The organism is Mesorhizobium sp. WSM4976, assembly GCF_029625685.1.
In the GTDB taxonomy this organism is placed as follows: domain Bacteria; phylum Pseudomonadota; class Alphaproteobacteria; order Rhizobiales; family Rhizobiaceae; genus Mesorhizobium.
In genome coordinates this window covers 90,471-116,313 of sequence record NZ_JARTVT010000027.1, presented here as the reverse complement: position 1 = coordinate 116,313, position 25,843 = coordinate 90,471, and the positions used below count along the sequence as shown (strand labels likewise).

26 protein-coding genes are annotated in these 25,843 nt (G+C 62.4%); 16 read left to right on the top strand and 10 right to left on the bottom strand.

Annotated elements, in window-relative coordinates:
• Positions 1-67: 67 nt before the first annotated feature.
• Positions 68-856 (bottom strand): ABC transporter ATP-binding protein, encoded by a 789-nt coding sequence (locus P9272_RS28235; protein ID WP_278163061.1) that lies wholly within the window; start codon positions 854-856, stop codon positions 68-70.
• Between the two features lie 151 nt (positions 857-1,007).
• Between P9272_RS28235 and P9272_RS28230 the strand changes: the two genes are divergently transcribed.
• From P9272_RS28230 to P9272_RS28205, 6 genes are read left to right on the top strand one after another with little or no spacing between them, the layout of a single operon-like run.
• Positions 1,008-1,736 (top strand): GntR family transcriptional regulator, encoded by a 729-nt coding sequence (locus P9272_RS28230; RefSeq protein WP_128261097.1) that lies wholly within the window; start codon positions 1,008-1,010, stop codon positions 1,734-1,736.
• A 1-nt stretch (position 1,737) separates the two neighbouring features.
• On the top strand, positions 1,738-2,226 hold the full coding sequence (locus tag P9272_RS28225; protein ID WP_128261098.1) for a DUF3830 family protein: 489 nt from the start codon (positions 1,738-1,740) through the stop codon (positions 2,224-2,226).
• A gap of 2 nt (positions 2,227-2,228) precedes the next feature.
• On the top strand, positions 2,229-2,588 hold the full coding sequence (locus P9272_RS28220) for a TIGR04076 family protein (protein ID WP_278163060.1): 360 nt from the start codon (positions 2,229-2,231) through the stop codon (positions 2,586-2,588).
• Positions 2,585-3,640, top strand: coding sequence for an aldo/keto reductase (locus P9272_RS28215; protein WP_278163059.1), 1,056 nt, complete (start codon positions 2,585-2,587; stop codon positions 3,638-3,640). The genes P9272_RS28220 and P9272_RS28215 overlap by 4 nt, the downstream gene beginning before the upstream one ends.
• Positions 3,641-3,645: 5 nt before the next feature.
• Positions 3,646-4,074 carry a hypothetical protein gene (locus tag P9272_RS28210; RefSeq protein ID WP_128261101.1) on the top strand — a complete coding sequence of 143 codons (429 nt, stop codon included), beginning with the start codon at positions 3,646-3,648 and terminating at the stop codon, positions 4,072-4,074.
• A gap of 50 nt (positions 4,075-4,124) precedes the next feature.
• Entirely contained in the window at positions 4,125-5,381 is a 1,257-nt protein-coding gene (locus P9272_RS28205) for an ABC transporter substrate-binding protein (protein ID WP_278163057.1), read from the top strand.
• A gap of 261 nt (positions 5,382-5,642) precedes the next feature.
• On the opposite strand, the gene P9272_RS28200 is transcribed toward P9272_RS28205, so the two are convergent.
• The 6 genes from P9272_RS28200 to P9272_RS28175 all read right to left on the bottom strand — a co-directional run bounded on the left by P9272_RS28200 (position 5,643) and on the right by P9272_RS28175 (position 12,171).
• Positions 5,643-6,377 carry a ribonuclease activity regulator RraA gene (locus P9272_RS28200; protein ID WP_128259041.1) on the bottom strand — a complete coding sequence of 245 codons (735 nt, stop codon included), beginning with the start codon at positions 6,375-6,377 and terminating at the stop codon, positions 5,643-5,645.
• Positions 6,378-6,401: 24 nt separating this feature from the next.
• Complete coding sequence (locus P9272_RS28195; RefSeq protein WP_278163055.1) at positions 6,402-7,565, bottom strand: mandelate racemase/muconate lactonizing enzyme family protein; 1,164 nt, start codon at positions 7,563-7,565, stop codon at positions 6,402-6,404.
• 29 nt (positions 7,566-7,594) lie between these two features.
• Positions 7,595-8,692, bottom strand: coding sequence for an ABC transporter ATP-binding protein (locus P9272_RS28190; protein ID WP_128259039.1), 1,098 nt, complete (start codon positions 8,690-8,692; stop codon positions 7,595-7,597).
• 12 nt (positions 8,693-8,704) lie between these two features.
• Positions 8,705-9,595: a carbohydrate ABC transporter permease gene (locus P9272_RS28185; protein WP_128259038.1), complete on the bottom strand. Its 891-nt coding sequence runs from the start codon at positions 9,593-9,595 to the stop codon at positions 8,705-8,707.
• Positions 9,592-10,551 carry a sugar ABC transporter permease gene (locus P9272_RS28180; RefSeq protein WP_128259037.1) on the bottom strand — a complete coding sequence of 320 codons (960 nt, stop codon included), beginning with the start codon at positions 10,549-10,551 and terminating at the stop codon, positions 9,592-9,594. The genes P9272_RS28185 and P9272_RS28180 overlap by 4 nt, the downstream gene beginning before the upstream one ends.
• A gap of 138 nt (positions 10,552-10,689) precedes the next feature.
• Positions 10,690-12,171: a sugar ABC transporter substrate-binding protein gene (locus P9272_RS28175; protein WP_128259036.1), complete on the bottom strand. Its 1,482-nt coding sequence runs from the start codon at positions 12,169-12,171 to the stop codon at positions 10,690-10,692.
• Positions 12,172-12,387: 216 nt separating this feature from the next.
• Here P9272_RS28175 and P9272_RS28170 point away from each other — a divergent pair, with 216 nt between their 5' ends.
• The 5 genes from P9272_RS28170 to P9272_RS28150 all read left to right on the top strand — a co-directional run bounded on the left by P9272_RS28170 (position 12,388) and on the right by P9272_RS28150 (position 17,366).
• Entirely contained in the window at positions 12,388-13,098 is a 711-nt protein-coding gene (locus P9272_RS28170) for a GntR family transcriptional regulator (protein WP_128259035.1), read from the top strand.
• A 48-nt stretch (positions 13,099-13,146) separates the two neighbouring features.
• Positions 13,147-14,313 (top strand): mandelate racemase/muconate lactonizing enzyme family protein, encoded by a 1,167-nt coding sequence (locus tag P9272_RS28165; RefSeq protein WP_278163054.1) that lies wholly within the window; start codon positions 13,147-13,149, stop codon positions 14,311-14,313.
• Between the two features lie 55 nt (positions 14,314-14,368).
• A complete protein-coding gene (locus P9272_RS28160) occupies positions 14,369-15,727 on the top strand; it encodes a mandelate racemase/muconate lactonizing enzyme family protein (protein ID WP_278163053.1) in 1,359 nt (452 codons plus the stop codon).
• 103 nt (positions 15,728-15,830) lie between these two features.
• On the top strand, positions 15,831-16,157 hold the full coding sequence (locus P9272_RS28155) for an NIPSNAP family protein (RefSeq protein ID WP_128259032.1): 327 nt from the start codon (positions 15,831-15,833) through the stop codon (positions 16,155-16,157).
• A 9-nt stretch (positions 16,158-16,166) separates the two neighbouring features.
• Complete coding sequence (locus P9272_RS28150) at positions 16,167-17,366, top strand: mandelate racemase/muconate lactonizing enzyme family protein (protein ID WP_278163051.1); 1,200 nt, start codon at positions 16,167-16,169, stop codon at positions 17,364-17,366.
• Positions 17,367-17,435: 69 nt separating this feature from the next.
• Here P9272_RS28150 and P9272_RS28145 read toward each other — a convergent pair whose 3' ends face one another.
• Together P9272_RS28145 and P9272_RS28140 are read right to left on the bottom strand one after the other, a co-directional pair.
• Positions 17,436-18,320, bottom strand: a complete 885-nt coding sequence (locus P9272_RS28145) for an NAD(P)-dependent oxidoreductase (protein ID WP_278163050.1) — start codon at positions 18,318-18,320, stop codon at positions 17,436-17,438.
• Positions 18,321-18,378: 58 nt separating this feature from the next.
• Entirely contained in the window at positions 18,379-19,536 is a 1,158-nt protein-coding gene (locus P9272_RS28140; RefSeq protein ID WP_278163048.1) for a mandelate racemase/muconate lactonizing enzyme family protein, read from the bottom strand.
• 278 nt (positions 19,537-19,814) lie between these two features.
• Between P9272_RS28140 and P9272_RS28135 the strand changes: the two genes are divergently transcribed.
• Positions 19,815-20,801, top strand: coding sequence for an aldo/keto reductase (locus tag P9272_RS28135; RefSeq protein WP_128259028.1), 987 nt, complete (start codon positions 19,815-19,817; stop codon positions 20,799-20,801).
• 81 nt (positions 20,802-20,882) lie between these two features.
• Here P9272_RS28135 and P9272_RS28130 read toward each other — a convergent pair whose 3' ends face one another.
• Entirely contained in the window at positions 20,883-21,578 is a 696-nt protein-coding gene (locus P9272_RS28130) for an FCD domain-containing protein (RefSeq protein WP_278163046.1), read from the bottom strand.
• A gap of 347 nt (positions 21,579-21,925) precedes the next feature.
• Here P9272_RS28130 and P9272_RS28125 point away from each other — a divergent pair, with 347 nt between their 5' ends.
• The 4 genes from P9272_RS28125 (at position 21,926) to P9272_RS28110 (ending at position 25,841) form a co-directional block, all read left to right on the top strand.
• Positions 21,926-23,206 carry a sugar ABC transporter substrate-binding protein gene (locus tag P9272_RS28125; protein WP_278163044.1) on the top strand — a complete coding sequence of 427 codons (1,281 nt, stop codon included), beginning with the start codon at positions 21,926-21,928 and terminating at the stop codon, positions 23,204-23,206.
• A 2-nt stretch (positions 23,207-23,208) separates the two neighbouring features.
• Positions 23,209-24,132, top strand: coding sequence for a sugar ABC transporter permease (locus tag P9272_RS28120; RefSeq protein ID WP_278163065.1), 924 nt, complete (start codon positions 23,209-23,211; stop codon positions 24,130-24,132).
• Entirely contained in the window at positions 24,129-25,007 is an 879-nt protein-coding gene (locus P9272_RS28115) for a carbohydrate ABC transporter permease (protein ID WP_128259024.1), read from the top strand. Before P9272_RS28120 ends, P9272_RS28115 begins: the two co-directional genes overlap by 4 nt.
• Before the next feature lie 78 nt (positions 25,008-25,085).
• Positions 25,086-25,841, top strand: coding sequence for a ribonuclease activity regulator RraA (locus P9272_RS28110; RefSeq protein ID WP_278163042.1), 756 nt, complete (start codon positions 25,086-25,088; stop codon positions 25,839-25,841).
• Positions 25,842-25,843 lie beyond the last annotated feature (2 nt).

Below are 25,843 nucleotides of genomic sequence, written 5' to 3'. Positions count from 1 at the left end.
CCCCTTACGATCCCCAAAAACACCCCGCCGCAAACGCCTTGCTCACAACAGGTTGACACAGGAAGTCTCATGCCGCGCCCCCGAGATAGGCCTCAATGACACGCGGGTCTCGCGCCACCTCGTCGGCGGTGCCCTCGCACAGCAGTTCGCCGCTCGCCATCACCAGCACGCGGTGGCAAAGCCGCGTCACCATGTCGATATTATGCTCGATCAACAGGAAGGTGATGCCGCTCTCGTTGATGTCGCGGATGCGGTCGATGATGACCTCGAGCAGCGTGGCGTTGACGCCGGCCGCCGGCTCGTCAAGCAAAATGATCGCCGGATCGGCCATCATCACGCGGGCGAGCTCGAGCAGCTTGCGCTGTCCACCGGAAAGCACCCGCGCCGGCTCGTGCGCCAGGCGGGTCAGCGAGACGAGTTCCAGCAGCTCGGCGGCTTTCTTCGCGGCGGCTTTCTCTTCGGCGGCGACCCGCCACGGCCTGAGGAAATTGGCAAGCAGCCGCTCGCCGGTCTGCTCTTGCGCGGCAAGCATGACGTTCTCGATCAGCGTCAGGTTGGGGAGGGGCCGGGGGATCTGGAACGTACGCCCGAGGCCACGTCCGATGCGGCGGTGCGCGGCCTCGCCGGAAACGGGTACGCCGCCCAGATAGATCTCGCCGCTGGATGGCAGAATGCTGCCGGCCAGAAGGTCGAACATTGTCGTCTTCCCCGCGCCGTTCGGACCGATCAAGCCCAGAATCTCGCCGAGGCGAACGTCGAACGAGACATTGTTCACGGCCATTAGCCCACCGAAGCGCCTGACGACGTTTCTTGCCGCCAGCACCGGCTCGTCGGGTCTGGCCCCATGCCGTTCCACTGTGTCTCCCATCAGTCCTCGGGGTCGGAAGCGTTTGTCGCTTTCTAATTTTGATATGTGATCACACTTGCTTTGATCACGCTAATCAGCTTTAATTTTCTCCGCAAGCCGAAAATAGGCGTCGGGCCAAAAAGGCTGGAGTCGGGAGAGCATGCACAAGGCAGCCGTGGAGCGGACCAATGACGTCTTCGCCGCGCAACTTGCGCCGGTCGGCCGCGAGACTGTGCAGGATCGCGTCTATTCGGAGCTGCGCCGCGCTCTGATCGGCGGCCTGTTCGAGCCAAGCCAAGTGCTGACCATTCGTGGCCTTGCCGACGCGCTGGTCACCTCGACCATGCCGGTACGTGAGGCGCTCGGACGGCTGATCACGGAAAAAGCGCTCGAGGCGCTGCCCAACCGTTCGGTGCGCGTGCCGCCGATCACGCTGGAGCGGATCGACGACCTGCTGCGCGCGCGCATCCTGATCGAGGGGGAGGCGATCTCGCTTGCCGCAACGCGCATGGGGCCGCGTGGAATTGCGACCGTCGAGGCCCTGCTGCGCGAATGGGACGAGGTCCGGGCGCTGAAGCACAAAAAGGATATCGACCGCGAAGTTACGCTCAACCAGAGCTTTCACTTCGAGATCTACCGCGCCTGCGGGTCTGCCGTGCTGATACCGATGATAGAGAGCCTCTGGCTGCAATCCGGCCCATGCATCCGCGTCGCCATCTACGCCTTTTCCGAAGCCGGCGAGGTGGACACCGCGCATTACCATCGCAGCATCGTCGCAGCGCTGGCGGCGCAGAACGCAAAGGCCGCGCGCGAGGCATTGGTGGCCGACATCAGCCGGCCCTTTGCCTTCCTTCGCGACAAGCTGCAATCCAAGGCTCGAACGGAGTGAGATGACAAGCCGCGCCATAAAAATCACCGAGCCGCGCTCAGGATTGTCCGCGACGGCGCTGTTGCTGCCGGAGAAGGCGCCGGGCAATGCTGCCTTTCTCTGGAGCTATCTGGAGGAGCTGCGCGTGGTCGCCGGCATCCATGCGATGTGGACCGGTCCTGAAATCTCCTGTCCCGTGCCGTCGTCGCATCTGGAGGGCAAGGCCTATGCCCAGCCGTTGCCGGCCGAGAATGCGACCCTGACGCCTCAGCCAGGCGACATCGTGCTCTCTTATGTGCCGCCGCGTATGTGGGGCGGCAATCCGAACGCGATCTTCGACATCGGACTGTTTTACGGACAGGGCGCGCGGCTCTTGTTTCCGATCGGGTGGCTCGCTGGAAGCGTCGTCGCACAAGTGCTGCCAGAGCAGCGGGAACAGTTCGCTGCCGCCTGCGGGGTCATTCGCCGCAATGGTGCCTGTGACGTCGCCTTCACGCGAGCGGAGATCTGAAAATGGCCGGGCGCGACGACAGTTTCGAGCTCTTCGATCTTCGTGTCGAGGCGGTCATCCCAGAGGGTAAGCCGATCTATTGCGGCGCCAAGACCGGCGACTATTTCGAACTGAAGGGGGAGATGCTGTCGCTGCCGACGGGGCAGGGCTTTTCGATCTACTCAATTGCCGCCGTGCTGCCGCTCCTGGCGGCCAAGCAGAGGCCGACGCACGCCAATGACTGGATGACGTCCGACGCCGAGATTGCCTGTCCAGATCCCAACTGCGCCAGCCGGCTCAGGATCGTCAGGGTGGCCAAGCGGCGGTTCAGCCACGCCGAAACGACCGCGGTGCCGCTGCCGGGGGAGACGGAGCACAAATGACTGCCAAGACTTTCGAACTTGCCCAAGGCTACGCCATTTCGCGCGTCATTCGCGGCGGCTGGCAACTGGCCGGCGGCCACGGCGCGATAGACCGTGAACAGGCTATAGCCGATCTTGTCGCAACATTCGACGCCGGCATCTTCACCTATGACTGCGCAGACATCTACACCGGCGTCGAGGAGCTGATCGGCGCCGCGCGTCTGCGGCTCGGCAACGAACGCGGCCTTGATGCCGCCGCCAGGATGAAGGTGCACACCAAGTTGGTGCCCGACCTTGAGCGGCTGGCCGGCATCAGCCGCGATTATATCAGTGGCATCGTGGACCAGTCGCTGCGCAGGCTGAAGACCGAGCGCATCGACCTCGTGCAATTCCACTGGTGGGATTATGCGCAGCCTCGTTATGTCGAGGTGATGGGATGGCTCGACGAGCTCCGCCGCGAGGGCAAGGTCCGCAATCTCGGCACCACCAATTTCGACACGCAGCGGCTCGCCGAAATCCTGGCGGCGGGCATTCCGCTGGTCAGTCAGCAACTGCAATATTCCGTGCTCGACCAGCGTCCTGCCCAAGGCCTTGCCTCGCTGGCGAAGAAACATGACATGCATTTCCTATGTTATGGTTCGGTTGCCGGCGGGTTCCTCAGCGATAGATGGCTTGGCGCTGCCGAACCGGCGACGCCGCCCGAAAACCGCTCACTGGTCAAATACAAGCTGATCATCGATGATTTCGGCGGCTGGGACCTGTTCCAGCAATTGCTGCTTGCATTGAAAACGGTCGGCGAGCGCCACCGCGTCGACATCGCCACCATCGCCAGCGCCTGGGTGCTGGAACAGCCCCAGGTCGCAGCCGTGATTGTCGGCGCCCGCAACCAGGCGCACGCGCTTGCCAACGCGGCAATCATGAACGTCCAATTGAGCCTCGAAGACAAGGCGGCGATCGGCGCCGTGATCGCGCAAAGCCCCGGTCTCGAAGGCGACGTCTACACGCTTGAGCGGGACCGCCATGGCCGCCACGGCTCAATCATGCACTACAATCTGAATGCGGGCCGGGTGTGAGTGCCATGAGCCAGAACGACTCGCTGTTTTCACGCGCCAGCACCGAGATCGTCGATTTGCACCGTTTTTTCGTCGACTGGTTCGTCACCGCGCGCGCCGACACGGTCGACTTCGGTCGTTTCGAAACTGCCATGGGCGAAGGCTTGACCATGATCGCGCCAAGCGGCGCCGTACTCGGTCGCGAGGCGGTCGTCGACCATGTCAGGCAAAGCCGCGCCACCTGCGATGACGGCTTTGCCATCTCGATCGAGGACATTAGGCCCGGCTGGCAAACCGACGACACGATCGTCGTCCTCTATGTTGAGGCGCAACTGCGCGGCGGCAAGTTCAGCCGCCGTCAGTCGAGCGCCGTCTTTACCACCAGTTCATCGGCGCCCAACGGCGTCGAATGGCGGCACCTGCATGAGACCTGGCTGCAGGTGCCGGAACGCTGAACCAGGCCCAAAAGATCAAACCACAGACGAGTAACTCAAGGGGAACAGCAATGAGAACCACGATACTGAAACTCACCAGCGCGCTTGCTCTCGTCACGCTGGCAGGCGCGGCTCAAGCCGCCGATTGCAAGATCACCGTCGGGCTAGTCATGGAGCTGACCGGCCCCGCCGGCGAATACGGCCAGGCCGGCGCCAAGTCGGTCGAGATGGCCTTCCGCGACATCAATGCCGCAGGCGGCGTGCGTGGCTGCGATCTTGCGACCGACACGCGCGACAGCCAGAGCCAGGGCAATGTAGCCGTCGATGCCGCGACCCAGCTCGTGCAGGTCAAGAAAGTGCCTGTCATCATTGGCGGCATTATTTCTTCGGTGTCGATCCCGATCCTCACCTCGGTCACTGCGCCGGCCAAGATCGTCCAGGTGTCGCCTGCATCCTCTTCGCCGACGCTGACCGCGCTCGGCCGCGATGGCAAAACCAACGGCATCTTCTTCCGCACCATCACCTCGGATGCACTGCAGGGCGTGGCCGCCGCCAAGTACGCCGTCGACAAGGGCTTCAAGAAGCTGTCGATCATCCACGTCAACAACGACTTCGGTGTCAACATGGTGGCGGAGTTCTCGCGCGCCTATAAGGCGCTCGGCGGCATCATCGTCTCCGACACGCCCTACAACGAGAAGCAGTCGAGCTATGCCTCGGAAGTGACGGCGGCGATGGCCGGCGAACCGGATGGCCTCTATCTCGTCAGCACGCCGGTCGACGGCGCCACCATCGCCCGCACCTGGATCTCGCAAGGCGGCGTGCAGAAGTTCCTGCTCAATGACGGTATGAACAGTCCGGACTTCATTGAATCCGTCGGAGCCGATTATCTCAAGGATGCTTACGGTACGTCCTCCGGCACCAGCCCGACCGCGTCGACCGACTATTTCAACAAGAACTACAAGGAATTCTCTGGCATCGAGCCATCAAACCCGGCCGCCGATCGTTCCTATGACGCAGGGGCCATCGTCGGGCTTGCCATCGCCATTGCCGGCTCCGACGACCCCGCCAAGATCAAGGACGCCATGTACAAGGCGGTCGATCCGGCAGGCACGCCGATCTATGCCGGCAAGGAATTCGCCAAGGCGCTCGGCCTGATCAAGGACGGAAAGCCGATTCGCTACGAAGGAGTGATCGGCCCGGTCTCCTTCGACAAATATGGCGACATCACCGGGCCATTCCGGCTGTGGAAGATCGTCGACGGTAAGGTGACGACCGACGGCGAGATGACGACGGATGATGTGAACGCGCTGCAGGCGAAGCTGCAGTAACGTGGAAATACCTGCCCGGCGGCGATCCTTTAGAGCAATTCCAGCGAGCGGTTTCCGTCCCGAATTGCGTGAAAACAAAAAGTTAGAGCGTTTCACCGTTTCCGTCAGACGGTGAAGCGCTCTAGGCTTCGATCGCCGCCGATCCAACAGGCACGAGCGCGCGTCGCGTCATACCAAATGGCGCTATCTCGTTCCGTCTAGATTAGCTTGCTGCATCGCTCCAAGTGACGATGGTTGTGTTCCTTCGTTGGCTCGGCTCCGCTAACGCCTTGTTTGGCGCCACGCTTCATACTCACCGCGGGCATCATCGTGCAGCGGATAATAGCGCTGCAAGGGCGCGCCCTGCATGAGCTTCTCCCGGGAAAACTCTTCCCAATCGTGGTGCTTCTGGGCCTCCTCGATCACCATGGGCGCCATCGAGACGGGAACCACCACCGCCCCGTCATCGTCGGCGACGATGATGTCGCCGGGGATCACCGTGACACCGCCGCAGGCGATCGGCACGTTGACGGCATTGGGATAAATGCTGGTCTGCACATGATAGTTGGGCGTCCAGCCGCGCAGCCATAGCGGCAGATCGAGCTTCTCGACGTTGGGCCGGTCGCGCATGCATCCATCGATGATGATGCCCGCGCCGCCCCGGCCCTTGAAATAGGTCGACATCATATCGCCGAAGACGCCTGACCTCATGTCGCCGCGCGCGTCCACAACGACCACGTCGCCCTCCTGCGCGTGATAGAGCACATGCCGGTGCAACTGCGTTTCCGGATCGGCATATTCGCCTTCGTTGAAGAGGTCCGGCCGCTGCGGTAGAAACTGCAGCGTCAGCGCCGGTCCGACGATCGATTTGCCATGGTTCTGCGCGACCGGGCCGACCATGTGCGGGCTGCGAAAACCCATATGGCCGAGCGTGCCGGCAACTGTCGCGGCGCCGATCTCCTTTAGTGCTTCGATCAGGTCCTTGGACGGTCGTTTGATGTCGGTTGTATGCGTCATTGTCGGACTCCGGATGAGATGGAATTACCAGTTGGTGACGGAACCGTCGCGGCGCTTGAGATGCGGCGCTTCCCAGAAGCGAAAGCTCTGCGCTTCGATCTCGGCCTCGTTGACCTCGACGCCGAGCCCGGGCTGGTCGCCGACCGGGTAATGGGTGCCGTCCAGCCGTGGTTGCACGGGGAAGAACTCGGAGTTGTCGAAGCCCAGCTTCTTCTCGGGCACCCTGGTTTCGAGCCAGGCGAAGTTCGGCACCGCGGCGCCCAGATGGATGGTCGCGGCCGTGCACACCGGACCAAGTGGATTGTGCGGCATCAGGTCCACATAATGCGCCTCGCTCCAGCCGGCGACCTTCATAGCCTCGGTGAGGCCGCCGACATTGCACACATCGAGCCGGTTGAACTGGTGGATGCCGCGCTCGATGTAGGGCAGGAACTGCCACTTGCTGGCAAACTCCTCGCCGATGGCGAAGGGGATGTCGGTCATCCTGCGCAGGCTCTCATAGGCCTCCGGCGTCTCGTCGCGGATCGGCTCCTCGAGGAAATCGAGCACGCCGCGGCCAAGCTTGCCGCAGAAGCTCGCCGCCTCGGCCACGGACAGCCGATGATGATAATCGATGCCAAGCACGACCTCGTCCCCCAGCGCCTCGCGGGCCTTGTTCAGCATGCCCGCGGTAGGACCGATCGACCCGCGCGGCTCGAAAATGTCCTTGCTGCTCTGCCCGGCGGGGAAGAAGCGGATCGCCTGCCATCCTTCGGCGAGCAGTTCGCTCGCCCGTTCGATGGCCGCGTCGCCCTCGGCCTCGTCTCCGGTAGAGGCGAAGGTGGGAACGCGGTCGCGCTGCTTGCCGCCAAGCAAATCGTAGACCGGCACCCCCAGCGCCTTGCCCTTGATGTCGTGAAGGGCGATGTCAATGGCGGAGATCGCTGCCTGCAGAACCCGCCCGCCTTCGAAATATTGACTGCGATAGAGTTCTTGCCAGATCCGACCGATCTGCATGGCATCGCGGCCGATGAGAAACGCGCGATAGTGCTCGACCGCGCCAGCCACGGCCTTCTCGCGACCGCTCAAGCCGCTCTCGCCCCAGCCGAAGATGCCCTGGTCGGTCTCGACCTTGACGAGCATCTGGTTACGGGTCCCCACCCACACCGGGTAGGGCTTGATAGCGGTGATCTTCATCTTCGTCGTCATTCCCCCTCATGTCCCATGCGTTCGCTGTCTCAACTGGCCTCGAGCGCCATTTCCGTCTCACTGTCGAACAGGTGCATGCGCTCCTGGTCGAACTCGAGCCAGATCTGCTCGTCGGGTGCGACGGCGACGTTGGGGGACACGCTGATGTTGACGATGGCGCCGGAGAGGAACGCCTGCACGAAGGTGACGTCTCCGGTCGGCTCCACCGTATAGGCCTTGGCCGGAATGGCGCCGGGAACCGCGCTCTTGTGCAGCTTGATCGTCGAATGCCGAGCACCGAGCACGACTTTCCTGGTGGTCGATTTCTGGACCTTGCGCGCATTGCGTTGCGACAGCGCGAGACTCCAGCCTTCCGCGCTCGTCAGAACGGCGCCGCCGTTTGCCGTCGATGCCTCCAGCGGAATAAGGCTCATCGCCGGACTGCCGACGAAGCTCGCGACGAACATGTTGGCGGGATGGGCGAAAACCTGCGCCGGTGAATCATATTGCTGCAGATAGCCGCCATTCATCACCGCCATCCTGTCAGCCATGGTCACGGCCTCGAGCTGGTCGTGCGTTACATAGATGATCGTTGCCTTGAGGTCCTGGTGGAACCGCTTGATCTCGGACCGCATCTGCACGCGCAGCTTGGCGTCGAGATTGGAGAGCGGCTCGTCCATCAGGAACACCGCCGGATCGCGCACGAGGGCCCGGCCGAGCGCCACGCGTTGCTGTTGCCCGCCCGAAAGCTCGCGCGGCTTGCGTTCGAGCAGCTGCGTCATGTCGAGGACGCGCGCCGCTTCCCTGACCTTCCTGTCGATCTGGTCCTTGGGCAACTTCCGCATCTGCAGCGGGAAGGCGAGGTTCATATAGACCGACTTCTGCGGATAGAGCGCGTAGTTCTGGAACACCATGGCGATGTCCCGGTCCTTGGGGTCGAGGTCGTTGACCACCCGGTCGCCGATGACGATGTCGCCCGATGTGACCGAGATCAGGCCCGCGACGAGATTGAGCGTGGTCGTCTTGCCGCAGCCGGAGGGCCCAACCAGCGCAACGAACTCGCCGTCATTGACCGTCAGCGAAACGTCATTGACGGCTTTGAAGCTGCCATAGGTCTTGACGAGATCTTTGAGGACCACATGGGCCATGCAGGCAGCTCCCTAGTGCTTGACCGCGCCCTCAGTAAGGGCGCGCACGAAGTATCGTTGCAGGAGGAGGAACAGCACCACGACGGGCACGCTCATCATGAAGCTGGCCGCCATCAGGCCAGGAAAGTCCGTCGTGTTCTCCGAAAAGAAGCGCTGGATGCCGACGGGCAGCGTCAGCTGTTCGTTCTTGGAAAGGAAGGTGTAGGCGTAGATGTATTCGTTCCAGGCGCCGATGAAGGAATAGATCGCAGTGGCGATGACGCCTGGCGTGGAGAGCGGCATCACGATCAGGACGAAGGCCTGGAACCGCGTTGCGCCGTCGATGCGCGCCGCCTGCTCCAACTGCACGGGAATGTTGTCGTAAAAGCCCTTGAGCAGCCAGATCGCCAGCGGCAGGCCGAAGGTGAGGTAGGTCAGCACAAGCGAACCATGCGTGTTCACCAGTCCGATCGCGCGCATCAGGATGAAGAGCGGCACGAGGAAGATCACCGCCGGGAACATGTTGCGCAGCAGAACGGCGAAGAACAGGAAGTTCCGTCCCGGGAAGGTGAAGCGCGAGAACGCATAGGCCGCGGGGACCGCCACGATCACCGAAAGGATGGTCGTGGCGGTCGAGACGATGAGACTGTTCCAGAAGAAGCGCAGGAAATCCTGGCCGACGCTGTTCTGCGGATCGAGCAGTTTCTGGTAGCTGGCAAGGGTAGGCTGGTCGGGCCACCATTGCGGCGGAAACTGCATCGCCGCGAAGCCGGACTTGATCGAGGTGAGCAGCATCCAGATCATCGGTAGCGCTGTATAGAGCAGCATGAACACCAGGAAGGCGCGCCCGCCCCATCGCCATCCGTCGATCCGCACGCGGCGGGCGGACCGGCCCCGCGAGATTGTCTCGGAAACCGTGCTCATGCGCTGCCGTCCTTCCGCTCGTTGCCGCTCAGCGCGCGGACATAGAAGTAGCCGAGCGTCATCAGGATGATGAACAGAAGCACCGAATAAGCCGATGCCACGCCCCAGCGCTGACGGCCGAAGGCAAGCTCATAGATATGGGTGATCCAGATATGCGACGCGTTCGACGGGCCGCCGCCGGTCATGATCCACGGGATGATGAAGGAGTTGAAGTTGGCGACTGCGAGCAGCAGGATCGTCACCGTCGAGACATTTCGCAAATGCGGGAAGGTGACGTGCCAGAAGCGTTGCCATGCATTGGCGCCATCGACTTTGGCGGCGCGCAGCAACTGCTCAGGGACGGTCTGCAGGCCGGCCGTCATCATGATCATGGCGAAAGGGAACTCGCGCCAGATATTGACGACGATCAGCGAGGGCAGCACCGTTGAGACGCTGTCGATGAAATTCGGCGGTCGGCTGGCCCATCCGAGCTCGACCAGCACCGCGCCGATGATGCCGAAATCCGAATGGTAGATCCACTTCCAGATATAGGAGGCGGCAACGGCGCTGATGACCCAGGGAATGATAAGGATGGCGCGCAGGACGCCGCGACCGACAAAGTCGCGATGCAGCGCCAGCGCGGCGGCAAAGCCGAGCACGAAGGAGACGAAAGTGGAGGCAACCGTCCAGATCAGGGTGTTGAAGGTGACCTGCCAGAACACCCCGCTGGTGAGGATGGCCGTGTAGTTGCTGAAACCGACGAAGATCTTGTCGCGAAGCTGCAGGCCGGGCGGCGTGTTGAAGAACGACAGCTCGATCGTGTAGTAGATCGGATAGGCGATGACGATGAGCATCACGGCGATCGCCGGAAGCACATAGGCATAGTCGGCGCGATGCCCCCACATCTTGCGGAGCACATCGGACCTGGCGGATTGCAGTCTTCGGCGAGGCTCGGCCTTGCCGCTCACGATCGTCACTTTGGCGTGCCCTTGTTCATCGGAACGAACCGGCTGCGTTGTCGGCGCAGCCGGCGAGATCGCAGGTCAGGCTTCTAGGTCAAAGAAGCAGAGCATGATGTCGTCCGAAAACCGCTTCACACTTTTCGGCATCATGCTCTAGAGTCCGCCGCCCATCAGGTCTTTCACCTTCTTGGCCGCGTCGTCCGCCGCCTGGTCGACGGTCATCGCTCCGGTCAGGGCATTCTGCAGCATGTCCGGGACGATGATGTTCATGATCTCGGGCGATTGCGGCAGGGCCGGGAAGGGGATGCCGTATGGCAGCATCGACGTCGTGACATCGAGGAACTTGATGCTGTCCAGACGCTCCTTCATCCATTTGGTCTTGAAGCCGTTGAGGTTGCCGGGGTTCGAGCCGGCGTAAGCCATCTTCAACGACCATTCGGGGCTCGTCCACATGCAGATGATGGCCTTTGCCGCCGGCTCGTCCACCTTGCCCCCCTCGACATATTCGGGCTTCAGGATGTGAATGTTCGAGCCGCCGAACACGACGGCGCGCTTGCCGTCGGGACCGGTCGGAATGAGGCCGTAGCGCATGTTGTCGATAACGGTCTGCGCCTTCTCCTTGTCGGTGCCCGTCGCCTTCTTCTGCAGGTCGAGCATGACGTTGTAGTCGGACGGATGCGAGATCATCATGCCGAGCTGGCCGGCCAGGAACAGCGGCTGGTTGTCGGCCTGCTGGTTGGTGAGCGCCGAAACCGGAACCGATTTGTCGCGGACATACATGTCGTAGGAAGCTTGCAGCGCCGCCTTGCTCTGCGGGCTGTTGAGCTCAATGTCCTTGTAGGTCGGGTTCGCAGTAGCTTCGTCAAAAACGCCGCCGCCATAGGCCCATAGCTGCGGCATGAAGCGGTAAGGGGTGTTGCCGGCATTCTTGCGCGCCACGAGGCCGTAGCCGGCTATGCCGAGCCTGTCGTGGATCTGCTTGGAATATTTGACGACGTCGTCCCAGGTTGCCGGAGGCTTGTTCGGGTCGAGACCGGCGCGCTTGAAGATGTCGGCATTCCAGATGAAGGCCATCGTCTCGTTGTTGGTCGGAATGCCGTAGGTCACGCCGTCCCAGGTCACGGCCTTCATGGCGCCGGGCCAGAAATCCTCGGTCGAATAGCCGACGTCCTCGGGTTTTAGCGGCTGAAGATAGCCCTTCGAGGCGAACTCGGTGCCACCCAGGATTTGCAGGCGGACCGCCATCGGCGCGGCATTGCCAAGGAGCGCGGTGCGGAACTTGTCGAGCAGATCGTTGTAGGTGAGAGCCTGTTCCTCGAGCTGAATGTTCGGGTAGGTCTTGCGGAAGGTTGCGAAGAAATCCTTGTAATATTGGCGCAGAAGGTCGGGGTCGCCCTCGAACACACCCTGGTACCAGAATGTCAGTCGCCCCTTGTAGTCGAGCGGGGTGACCTTGGCGCAATCGCCGGCCGTGTCGAAATCCTGCGTGCCGGCAATCGAGCGGACATATTCCGGCGACCACTTGCTCAGGTCGACCGGGGGCGCGGCAAGCGCCGAAGCAGACATTAGCGATATCGTCAAAGCAGTGGAAACAGCGCCGCGCAGGGCGGCACCGCCGACTGTGATCCTCCTCATAGGTCTCCTCCAGATTCTCCCATGCCGCTCTGCGTCGAGGCAAGCGGTCCTTGGTCGTTTCGATCGCCGGGATATTCCTCCGCCCTAATGTATCCTTTCGATCACTTTATACGTTTTCAGATCGCAGAATGGCTGTCAACGCAACAAATCGTACATTGTTTGCCGAAGATGTGCGTGATATCGGTCAGATCGTGTATTGGACTGAGGGGGACGGCCTTGGCGGAAACAAGCGATTTCAAAGCAGAGCCACCCGAGGGGATTGACGCTCTCGGGGCATCAAGCGAGGGCGCCTCGCTTTACGAGCAGATAAGGGAAGACATCATCGAGGGGCGGCTGGCGGCCAACGAGCGGCTCGTGGTCACCGATCTCGCCCGCCGTCACGGCACCTCGACCAATCCCGTGCGGGAGGCGCTGCAGCTGTTGCGCGGCGAGGGCTTCGTCACCTTCGTTCCCAACCGGGGCGCGCGCGTCCGGCCCATCGATCAGGATTTCGTGCGCGATATCTACGAGATCGGCGTTCTCATCGAGCCCGCCCTGACGCGCTGGTTCGTGGGAATGGCGACCGAGGAGGACATCGCCGAGCTCGAACGTCTCCAGGGCCTGATCGAAGACAACAACTTCGCCGACACGTTCAGGCACAGCGAGTTGGATACCGCCTTCCACACCGTGATGTACCAGCGGCACTACAACCGCCATGCCGCCGAGCTTTGGTGGAAGCACCGCGAGGTGCTACGGGCGGTCAGCCGGCGTTTCAATTTCACGCTTGCCCGGCGCGCCGCGATCATCCGCGAGCACCGCGAGCTCATCGCGCTCGTGAAATCGGGAGAGGCCGACAAGGCGGCCGAACTCATTGCTCGCCATGTCGAGGGCTCCGGCCGGCATGTGCTCGAACACATGCGCGCGCGCAGCGCCGCCCGGGCAGGGTAGCGGATCCGCAACATCGTCGGCCTGGCCATTTCAGGGAGGATAGTCCAGATGAAAATCACGAGCATTCGGCCATGGCTGATCAAATCCGACGCTTCCTACTGGGGAGAGTATCTGTTCGTCGAAGTGACGACCGACGAAGGGGTCAGCGGCTGGGGCGAGATCACCACCACGACGAAGCTCGCCAACCGCGCGCTGTGCACGATCCTGCGGCAGATCGGCGCCGCCGTGGCAGGAGAGGATCCGGCGCGCACCGAGCATCTGTGGCACAAGATCTTCCGCAGCTTCACCTATATGGGCAGCCGCGGCGCCGCCGTCGAATGCGTGAGCGCCATCGACATCGCGCTCTGGGATATCCGCGGCAAAGTTCTCGGCAAGCCGATCTATGAGCTGCTGGGCGGACCGGTGCGCGAGGAAATCGCGCTTTACACTCATCCCAACCAGGCCAAATTCACCAGCAAGGAAGCGGTGGTGCGCGAAATTCGCGACATCGTGGAGTCCGGCCACGCCGGGCTCAAATTCGATCCGTTCCCGCACCAGGGTCCCAGCGTCGATGGCGTGGCCCGCGAAAGGCGGGACGGCTATCTCGACGGCAGCATGACCCGCAAGGACGAGCGCGAGGCCGCCGAACTGACGGCGCTGATCCGTGAGACGGCGGGGCCCGATGTCGACATCCTCATCGACGCGCATGGCCGCTTCGACGTTCCCACCGCCATCCGCCTCTGCCGCAGCCTCGAGGAGGCCGGCCAGATCGACTGGTTCGAGGAGCCCTGCCCGCCCGAGAGCCTCAATGCGCTGAAGCAGGTTCGCGACAAGGTCAGCGCCCCCATCTCCTGGGGCGAGCGCGGCCACACGAAATGGGATTTCGTGCCGGTGCTCGAAAACAAGCTCGCCGACTACATCATGCCCGACGTGACCTGGACCGGCGGCATCACCGAACTGAAGAAGATCTCCGCCCTTTGCGAAGCCTATTACGTCCCGGTGTCGCCGCACGACGCCGCGGGTCCGATCAACGTGGTCGCGGGAGCGCAGGTGATGATGACCGTTCCCAACTTCTACAAGCTCGAAACCTCGGAGTGGGACCTCTCCAAATACGATCACCTCATCGACAAGCCGCTCGACGTTTCCAACGGCAACCTCAAGCTGACGTCGAAGCCCGGTCTCGGTGTCGAGATGAACCGCGACTACCTGCAGGCCCACGAGATCGAGCTGGGCTAGCACTGCTTAAGCAGGCCCGGCGGGCGGGGCCATTCCGAGCGTAACGAGGACACTCATGCCAAAGACGGATGGAGCCGACGAGGCTCTCAATCGCATCAACACGAATTCCAAGCCGTCCGACTTGCGCATCACCGACATGCGGGTGGCCGAGATCGTCGGCGCGCCCTTCACGTCCGCGCTGCTCAAGATCTACACCAACCAGGGCATTGTCGGGCTCGGCGAGGTGCGCGACGGCGCCAGCGCCACCTTTGCGCTGATGCTGAAAAGCCGGCTGCTCGGCGAGAACCCCTGCGATGTCGACCGCCTGTTCCGGCGCATCAAGCAGTTCGGCGGCCACGGGCGGCAGGGCGGCGGCGTCTCGGCAGTCGAGATTGCGCTTTGGGATCTCGCCGGCAAGGCCTATGGCGTGCCGATCTACCAGATGCTCGGCGGCAAGTTTCGCGACCAGGTGCGCGTCTATTGCGATACGGACGCCGAGAAGCCGAGCGGCACCGAGACCGGCAAGCGCCTCAAGGCGCGCATGGAGCGCGGCTTCACCTTCCTCAAGATGGATCTGGGCCTGATGCAGATCGCCCACATTCCGGGCGCTGTCACAGCGCCCGCCGGCGCGCTCCGAGGGTTTCACGCCAATCCTCGCGGCCGCGGCGGCACACTCGAGGAACGCAAGGCCCGCAATCTCGCCTACGATGCGCAGAACGTGCAGCACCCGTTCACGGGCCTGCATTTCACCGAAAAGGGCATAGACCTGCTGGAGCAGTATATCCACGAGGTCCGAGAGGTCATCGGCTACGAGATTCCGTTAGCCATCGATCATGTCGGCCACATCTCGCTGCAGGACGGCATTCGCCTGTCGCGCCGTATCGAGAAATATGTCCCTGCCTGGCTCGAGGATGTGATCCCCTGGCAATACACCGAGCAGTACCGGCAATTGCAGCAGGCGACCTCGGTGCCGATCTGCACCGGCGAGGACATCTATCTCAAGGAGGGTTTCGAGCCGCTGCTGAGGAGCGGCGGTCTCTCCATTGTCCATCCGGACCTTCTCACCAGCGGCGGTATCCTTGAGACCAAGAAAATCGGCGACATGGCGCAGGACCACGGCGTTGCCATGGCGATCCACATGGCCGAAAGCCCGATCGCCGCGATGGCCGCGGCGCATGTCGCGACCGCGACCGAAAACTTCATGGCGCTCGAATACCACTCGGCCGATGTCGATTGGTGGGACGACATTGTCACGGGCCTTCCCAAGCCGCTTGTGAAAGACGGCTTCATCACCGTTTCGGACAGGCCAGGGCTGGGCATCGACGATGTGGTCGACGAGGTGATCAGCCGGCATCTGCAGCCCGGTGTCACAGGGATATGGCAATCCACCGAGCATTGGGACAATGAATATAGCTGGGACCGGACCTGGAGCTAGCCCAAGCTCTCCGCCCTCATTCCCCCAGGCTCAAACAGCCACCGACGATGATTCGTGTCGACCCTCTCCGAAGGGAGAGGCGAAGAAAGAAACGGACGAAACCATGATCTACGAACTGCGTATCTATGACTGCCTGCCGGGCCGGTTGCCGGCTTTGCTCAAGCGCTTTTCCGAGCAAACGCTGGCCATCTGGGAGAGGCATGGCATCCGCCAAGCCGGGTTTTTCACCACGGTGATCGGCGAAAACAGCAATCGCCTCACCTATTTACTCGCCTGGGAATCGCTGGCCGAGCGTGAGGTAAAATGGGCGGCTTTCGTCACCGATCCGGCATGGCACAGGGCCGTCGACGAGTCTCAGCGCGACGGGCAGATCATTGCCAATATCAGCAGCCAGCTGCTCACGCCGACAGCTTTCTCGTCTGTGAAATAGGACTGCGCCATGAAGATCACCGACCTGCGCTGCGCCGTCATCGGCAAGCACCCGATTGTCCGCATTGTCACCGACGAGGGCCTCCATGGCCTGGGCGAGGTCGAATACACAAAGACCTATCTGAAACCCTTCGTGCTGCATTTCCGCGAGGCGCTGATCGGCGAGGACCCGACCGATGTCGAGCGTGTGATGCTGAAGATCCGCCAGCGCGGCTCGTTCAAGCCCTATGGCGCGGCGGTGAGCGCCATCGAGCACGCGCTGTGGGACATCGCTGGCAAGGCCGCGGGCGTGCCGGTCTACAAACTGCTCGGCGGCAAGGTGCGCGACAAGGTGTGCGTCTACAACGGCTCGATCCGTCGCAAGCGCACGGGCGACCGGCCGGAGGACTATGCCGCCGACGTCAAATGGATGATGGAGCAACCGCAGAACTTCTTCATGGTCAAGCAGGGCATCTCGTTCCACTCCAACATGAAGGACTCCATCGAGGGCTTCCATTACGGCGTGACGCAGAAGAAGGCCGGCTATCACGGCGCCATGGATCAGGGCGTGATCAGCGAGCGCGGTTTCAACCACATGCTCGATTGCGTGATCGCGATGAAGGAAGTGCTGGGCGACAAGGTCAGCCTGGCGCTCGACTGCGGCCCGGGCTGGATGCTGCCCGACGCGATCAAATTCGCCCGCGCGGTCGAAAAATACAATTTGATGTGGCTCGAGGACATGCTGACCGGCGACTATGTGCCCTGGGTCAATCCGCAGGCCTATCGCGAGCTGACCACCTCCACCTCGACGCCGATCCACACCGGCGAGCAGATCTATCTGCGGCACAATTTCAAGGAGCTGATCGAGACGCAGGCGGTGCGCGTCATCGGCCCTGATCCAGCCGATATAGGCGGCATAGCCGAGCTGAAGTGGGTCGCCGAGCACGCCTATATGCACTCGATCCTGATGGCGCCGCACGGCACCGCCAACGGCCTGCTCGGCCTTGGTGCGCTGATCAATGTCTGCGCCACCTTGCCCGCCAACTACATCGCCTTCGAATATCCGAGCGCCTCCGATCCTTGGTGGGAGGACCTGGTGATCGGCCTGCCGAAACAGATCGTGAAGGACAGCATGGTGGATCTGCTCGAGGCGCCGGGACTCGGCCTCGATGTCGATGCCGAGGCTGCCCGAAAGTATCTGCTGGAGGAGGACGCCGGCTTCTTCGACTGAGCTTCCTAGTCTAGCCGCCCGTGTTTGGGCGCGCCGGGCACTATGGCGACTGTGAGGTCGCCAATCAGCTCACTTTATCCGCCAGTCGTGCTCTTGCCGGAATCCGAGCACGTCGCGCAGCTTCCGATTTGAGATCGGTCCCTCGAATGCGTCCATGGCGCGGGTGACCGGTATGTCGGGCGCGTGCTTCCTGAGAAACTCCGTCGTCGGCAATTCAGACACGATGTTGTCGTTGACGGCGTTGAATATCTGGAACCCCAAGCCGTCCTTCTCGACGCACAGGTCGACAATCTGGCCAAGATCGCGCGCGTCCATATAGGTCCAGGCGTCGCGCCGCCGCTTCGACGGATCGGCCAGGAAATCCGGAAAGCGCGCATAGTCCTTCGGTTCCACGACGCCGCCTATCCGTAGCGCGTAAATGTCGGCTCCCGTGCGAGAGGCGAAAGAGCGCGCGATCTTCTCGCCCAGCAATTTGGAAAGGCCGTAGCTGTCGGTCGGATCGACGTCGTACTCCTCATCCACCGGGAACGACGTGAAATCGCGTTCGCCTTCGGCAAAGCAGACGCCGTAGACCGTTTCGCTGGAGGCCGTGACGATCTTGCGGATGCCGAGCTTGGTGGCGGCCTCGATCACATTGTAGGTCGACTGCACATTGGCGGCGAACATGGCATTGTCCGGCCGCAGGAATATCCGCGGGAGCGCCGCGAAATGGACGACGGCATCGACCGGCGCGCGGCCCTTGCCGCCGAAATACTCGCTGAACCCGAAATGCAGCGTCAGCGCATTGTAGGCCTCGCCGGCATCCGCAAGGTTGCTGATGACAGTATCCACCCCTGGCACATCCAGCGGCGTCAGGTCGAGGTTCAGGACCTGATGCCCTCGCTTGAGCAGGTAAGGTATGACGTGGCGGCCGATCTTGCCGCTGCCGCCGGTGAAGACAATCCGCTTGCCCATGGCTTCCTCCGAACGAATTTGTTTGATCGAGCAACGAATCCCGCCGGCCGGTCATTCGCTATTCAAACATGCCGAAGCCGGGCACCGCGTGTTTGTGGACACCATCCATGTTGAGCTCGACGCCGATGCCGGGCATGTCGGACACCGTGATATGGCCGTCCTCGACGATGGACCTGGCGCCGTTCGGCAGGCGGACATAGCTGTCCCAGGCGTCGCGTTCTTCCAGTGCGTGCCATTCCAGCACCAGGAAGTTCGGCACGCTGGCGCAGACATGGCATGTCGCCATCGTGCCCAGCGGCGTCGACACAAGATGCGGCGCGAAAGGAACGTAATACATCTCGGCGAGATTGGCGATCTTGCGGCTCTCGGCAAGGCCACCGCATTTCGGCACGTCGGGCATGATGACGTCGGCGCCGTAATTCTGGAACAGCTCGCGGAAGCCCCAGCGCAGATAGAGGTTTTCGCCGACGCAGATTGGCGTCTTGGTCCGCATGCGGATCTGCTTCAGGGCCTCGACATTCTCCGCGGGGATCGGCTCTTCGAGCCAGAGAAGATTGAAACGCTCCATTTCGGCCGCGATGCGGTTGGCGCTGAGCGCGTCGTAGCGCGCATGCAGGTCGATGCAGAGATCGATATCGGGGCCGACCGCTTCGCGTACTGCCGCGACGCGCTCGATCATGGAACGCAGCTCGGCGCCGTTTATGGTGTGATTCACCGCGTCGAATTTCCCGGGGTGGCGCAGATTGTCGATGTCGAACTTAAGTGCGGTGAAACCTTCCGCCACCATGCGGCGCGCGCGGGCCGCGCATCCCTGCGGCGATCCGGATTGGTCGTCGCCGTCGCCGCAATCCGCGTAGAGCCTGATCCGGTCGCGGAACTTGCCGCCGAACATACGGTAGAGCGGCTGGCCTGCGGCTTTCGCCGCCACGTCCCACAGCGCCATTTCGAGCCCGGTGAGGGCGATGAGAAAGATTCCGGCCTGCGCGCCGGAGAAGACGTGATCGCGGCGGATCTTGTCCCAGCAATATTCGACGTTGCGCGGGTCCTGGCCGATCAGCTCCGACTTTAGCTCCGAGATCAGCCCGACGATTGCGGCTGCGCCCGCGTCGGGGTTGGCTTCGCCATAGCCGGAGATGCCGGCGTCCGTATCGATCCGGATCAGGGTCGCCTTGCCGTGATAGGCGACGACCGCTGTCTTGATGTCCACGATCTTCATAGGATCCTTCTCCCCCTGATGGCGCCACGCTTACAAGCTGGTAACTTGTCCAATAAGCATACAAGATGCCTCAATGAGACGTAAACCCCCCTGTCGAGCAATTTTGCGTTGTGGCGGGCCATAAAGCGTCACCATCTTTGAATTATTTGAGAAATTCGAAGTTATCGATCAAGCGTCCCGAATTCCAAATTACATACTTGTTAGACGAGTATATAAGCGTATAAATTAGGCGACCGCAAAGCCATGACTCATGCGTGCCGCCATTCGGGAGGAACAGGATGCAACAGCGACAGCTCGGATCGTCGCCGGTCAATGTATCGGAGATCGGCCTTGGGACTTGGGGGATGTCCGGCGCGTTTTGGGGCGCCGCCGATGACGAGGAGTCGATCCGGGTGATCAGGCGTGCGCTCGAGCTCGGCGTTACGCTGATCGACACGGCCGAAGCCTACGGACACGGCCATGCCGAGGAGGTCGTGGGGAAAGCTTTGGCCGGCCGCCGCGACAAGGCCGTCATCGCGACAAAGGTTGCCCCAAATCATCTCGAACCCGCCGCGATCGAGGCGGCGCTCGACGGTTCGTTGAGGCGCATGCAGACCGACCATGTCGACGTCTATTTCGTCCACTGGCCGAACTCTGATTTTCCGATCGGCCCGACCATGGAGATGATGGAACGGCTGCGCGCGTCGGGGCGGATCAAGGCAGTCGGCGTCTCGAACTTCAGCATCGCCGACATGGACAGCGCCCGTCAGCACGGCGTCATCGACGTGCTGCAGCCGCCCTACAACATGCTGTGGCGCGAGGTCGAGGCCGGGACGCTGCCCTATTGCCGCAAGCACAATATCGGAGTCATGCCATACAGCGGTCTCGCCCAAGGACTGCTCACCGGAACGCTGTCGCCGGACACCAAGTTCGTCGAGGGCGATGAGCGGCGCACGACGGTGCTGTTCCAGCCAGGCACCTATGAGCGGGCTGTGAACGCCGTCGACATGCTCAAGCCGATCGCGGCGCGCTACGGCAAGACGGTTCCGCAGCTTGCGATACAGTGGCTCGCCAGCCGGCCAGGCGTCAGCTCGCCACTGGTCGGCGCCCGCACCGTCAAGGAGCTGGAGGAAAATGTCGAGAGCGCCGGCTGGACGATTTCCGACGCGGACGTCGCCGCCATCGACAGGGTCACCGCGCCCATCTGGGCGGAAATCAAGGACAAGGGCGACATGTTCGGTTTCCGCGCACGCCAGCGCCAGGAACAACAAGCGAAGAGGGCTTAGAAGGGGTCCCTTTCAATTCAAAGCCCTGTCCTCCCGGCACGCTGCGGCCCGGCCAGCGCAAATGCTGGCTGCGCCGCTCCTTCAGCGAGGCAGGCCGACCGCGGTGGTTTTCTTGAGGTGCCGGCGCATCGCTTCTTCCGCCCGTTTTTCGTCGCGCGCGACGAGCGCCTCGTAAATCGCCCTGTGCATTTCGGTTGCGGAGGGCAGCGCATGGGGCATCTGGTTGCTGATGCGCCTGCTTGCCATCTGCCACCACCGGGACGAATACATGAAGCGGTCGAGGATCCTGTTCTGCGCTGCCCGGCAGATCTCCATGTGGAAATCCAGGTCGAGCTTCAGATAGGCGTCAGGGTTGTCCTCGCTGGCCGACATCGCCGCCAGCAAAGTGCCAAGGCGTGCGAGATTTTCCTTGGTCATATGCTTGGCCGCGATGGCGGCGATGGCCGGTTCGATGATGATCCGCGTCGCATGCGCTTCGGCCAGGATCTCGCGCATCTGCTCGTTCGGTAGCCAGTCGATGAGCAATGGGCTGAGATAGTCCCACTCCTCGGCTGGACGCAGCACCACGCGCCGGCCCTGCGCGATCTCGATCATATCGAGCGAAGCGAGGATCTTCAGCGCCTCTCGCGCGACCGCGCGCGAGACCCCGAACTCCTGAAGGATCTGCTGCTCCGACGGTCCCTGGCCGCCCGCGACACCGCTGCTGGCGATACGCCGCGCCAGCACGCCAGCCACCTGCTTCGGCAAAGTTTGAAGCTTGACCTCAACGGTATCCATCATTAACATCCACTTGTCTGATAAGCTTATAGGCTGATAGCTAGATATGCAGTCAACTTATCTCATAAAAACGCTCACTAGCCTATAACACGGCCTGCGGGAAGGGATCGAGCGGTGTCCAGCCGCCATGCCCTGTTGCCGCCGTCCGAGGTCATGATCGATACGCCTTCGCAACCGAGCGATGCGTGTTGGAGTGCAAGTGCCCATCGCCCGGAGGCTCTCAAGCGCCGTCCGGGAACCTATCCAGGCAGTCTCGCGGCGGGAGGAGCACGCCGGTGGACTGCCGAGGCTGAAAGTCGTCGGCCGTCCCTGGACGGACCGATCAATCAAACCAGGAGGAGATTGTGATGTCCGGAACCTTATCGAGACGGAAATTCCTTGCCGCGAGCGCGGCAGTGACGGCCGGCTCGCTCGCCGCGCCGTGGGTTGCCAGGGCGGACGCCAGAGAGATCACCGCATTGTTGATCACGGGCGGCCCGCTCTACCCCAAATATTGGGAGAAGATCGTTCAGGACTTCACCGCCAAGACCGGCATCAAGGTTCGTTACGACCTCCTGGAATTCACGCCCCTGACGGCGAAGGTGGTCACGCTGAGCGCAGCACGGTCGAGCCAGTACGATGTCTACAGCACCCACACGGCGCAGATCGATTCCTACTTCAACCATTTCGCGCCGCTGAACAGCTATTTCAGCGACTCCGAGCTGGCGGACTTCTATCCGGTCGCGGTCAAATACCTGCGCGATCCGAAGACAGGAAATCTGGCGGCGATTCCGCGCAACATGGATGCGCGCGTTCAGTATTACCGCAGCGACATCTACCAGAAAAAAGGCCTGAAGCCGGCCGAGACCTGGGAAGAACTGGTCGATGTCGGCCTGAAACTCACCGGCAACGGTCACTATGGCCTTGTCGTGCCGGGGCAGGGCGATCCCGCGCAGCGTACCTTCAGCGACCTGCTTTGGCAGGCCGGCGGCGACTGGGTCGACCAGGCCAACAAGCCGGCCTTCAATTCCGAAGCCGGCATCAAGGCGCTCACCTTCTATCGCGATCTGATCCAGAAGCACAAAATCGTGCCGCCCGACGCCGTTGGCTATCAATGGAACGAGAACTCGACCGAATTCTCGTCCGGCACCGTTTACGCCACTTTCGATTGGCCGGGCGCCTTCGCCACCCTGTCCAATCCGGAAACCTCGCGCGTTGTCGGCAAATGGTCGACAGCGCCCTATGTGCGGGACAAGGCGGCCATCTCATGCGCCATCTCGCATGCCATGGCGCTGAATGGCCAATCCGGACGCAAGGAACCCGCCGTCGAGTTCATTAAATACACGGTCAGTACCGACGCCCAGCGGCTCCAGTTCGACCAGTTCACCAACTTCCCGAGCAGACAGAGCCTGGCCAAGCAAGTGATCGCCGCGGCGAAGGGCCCACAGGCGACATGGCTGCAGCAGCTCGAGACGACGATCGCCAACGGCAAGGAATGGCCGAAGCTCGCCGGATTCTCGAAGGTCTGCACCTTGATGTTCTCGGCCATCGAGCAAGCCCTGTCCGATCAGGCCTCGCCCGCCGACTCGCTTAACCAGGCGGCGACCGAGGCGGAGGACATCATGCGCCGGGCCGGGGCCTACGATTGAGCATGGCGCCCGTCGCGCAGCACCAGGCGTCAGGGCGCCGGCGACGTTCGCCGCTGCCCTACACCTGGCAGATCGGCTACCTGCTGGCCAGCCCGGCGCTTCTCGTCATGCTGGCCATCCTCGTCTATCCGCTCGGATACTCCTTCATCATGAGCTTCTTTCGCTGGGACCTGAGCGGCTCGGCGCCATTCATCGGGACGGGAAACTACACCGACGAGCTCTTCGGCCGCCAGTTCAACCAGGCGCTGCGAAACCAGATCATATTCAGTGTCGTTTCCATCACGATCGAAGTGGTGGCCGGCATGGCGATCGCTGTTCTGGTCAACGGCAAATTGCGCGGCATGCGCCTTGCGCGCACCTTGCTTTTGGTCCCGCCGATGATCGCGCCCGCCGTCGTCGGCCTGAACTTCCGCTGGCTGTTCAACACCCAATACGGCCTGGTCGACGCGCTGCTGCGCATGTTCAACATGCCTGACATCCCGTGGCTCACCCATCCGGCCTGGGCGCTCGTCTCGGTGATCGCCGCCGATGTTTGGCAGAACACGCCGCTGATGGTGCTTTTGTTCCTTGCAGGCCTGCAATCCTTGCCGCAGGAACCGCTCGAGGCAGCCACCGTGGACGGCGCCACGCCATGGCAGCGCTTCTGGCACATCGTGCTGCCGCTGATGCGCCCGGTCATCATGATCGCGCTGATGCTGCGCATCATCGACACGTTCCGCACCTTCGACGTCGTCTGGCTGATGACTCAGGGCGGACCGGGCGGCGCCACCAACCTGCTGACCGTCTATTCCTATCTGCTGGCGTTCCAGGCGGTGGATTTTGGACATGCGGCTGCGGTCTCCTACATCGCGCTGGGCATGTCTCTGCTCGTGCTCGGCCTCCTCTACGGAGTGCCATGGCTTCTTGCGAAACGGAGGGCGATATGACCGAAGCCGTCATCGTCGGCGCACGTTCCATGCCAAAGCGCCGGCGCCGCCGGCTCACGGCGGCGATCGCTGGCCAGTATATGGCGCTGGCCCTGACCGTCGCGCTCACCGTCTTTCCGTTGGTGTGGCTGTTCCTGACCTCGATCCGCAGCTCGGCCGACATCTTCTCGGTTCCAGTGCACATCATCCCCGAGACCGCGACGCTGACGCAGTATGTCGCGGTCTTCGCCCAGTACGACACGATGGGCTACGTCTGGAACACCGTCATCGTCTCGGTGGCGACGGTCATCCTCGTCCATCTGCTGGCCATCCCCTGCGCATATGCGCTGTCGCGCTTCAGGATGCCCGGCGCCATGCTGATCTTCGGGCTGCTTTTGATCATGCGCATGATCCCGGTCATCGCGCTCGCGATTCCGCTCTTCGCCGTGTTTGCCGCCATGGGGCTGCTTGACACCGTCTGGGCGCTGATCCTCAGCCATACGGCAGCCAAGCTCCCCGTCGCCATATGGCTGCTTCTCGGCTTCATTCAGGACGTGCCGAAAGAGATTGAGGAGGCCGCCCAGTCGGACGGCGCCGGCACCGTGCGCACGCTGGTCCAGATCGTGGCGCCGCTGATTGCGCCGGGCATCGGCGCCAGCGCCGTCATCACCTTCCTCTTCACCTGGAACGACCTCTTGCTCGCCTTGACCCTGACCTCAAGCAAGGCCGCACAGACGCTGCCCGTCGGACTCACCAATTTCGTCTCGCAGTTCGGCATCGACTGGGGCGCCATGTCCGCCGCCGGCGTGCTCATGGTCATCCCGACTTTGGTGTTCGTCTGGTTCGCCCAGGGGCTGCTCGTCAAAGGTCTTACCACCGGCGCGGTTCGCGGCTGAACGGCTTCGACGACGGATGAACGCAACTAAATGACGATCGACAAGGTTTTGCGGCTCGGCGTAGATTGGAGGAACGAAATGGAAGCTGACCAGATACCGGCGATATCGGACATTTCCCGGCCGCCACGAGAACTTGTCGACGCGCTTGCGGCGATCGGTTCGGCGACACTGGCCAGCGAGCTCTACCACAAGATGGGCATTCGCGATCCGCAGATCCGCGGCCCGCGTCCATTGCGTTCTGGCAGCACGGCAGCGGGGCCGGCCCTCACGCTCCAATGCATGCCGAAACGCGAGGATCTATACAACGAGGCGGAGTATGAGGAGCCGGAGCGGCAACTGCACCGGCACGTGCTCTATCCCACCCAGCCTGGCGACATGGTGGTGGTCGATGCCCGCGGCGATCTGGGCAGCGGCATCTTCGGCGAGATGATGCTGACCTATTTCGCCGGGCGTGGCGGCGCCGGCGTCGTTATCGACGGCTGTATTCGCGATTCCGCCCAGGCGGCTGCGCTCGACATCGGCATCTGGGTGCGAGGAGTCACGCCGAATTTCCATGCCCAGACCAACATCGTTCCCTTCGCCGTCAACGTTCCGATCGCCTGCTCGAACGTGCTGGTCATCCCCGGCGACATCATTGTCGCCGACGACGATGGCGTGGTCGTCGTGCCGGTCGCCCTTGCCCCCAGACTGGTCGAACTCGCCGGCGCGCACATCGAGTGGGAGGAGTTTTCGCGCTTGCGGCTCGCGCAAGGAGGAGACCTGCGGAAATACTATCCGTTGAGCCCCGAGGGCGAGGCCGAATACCACGCATGGCGGCAGGCGCAAAGAAAATGAGC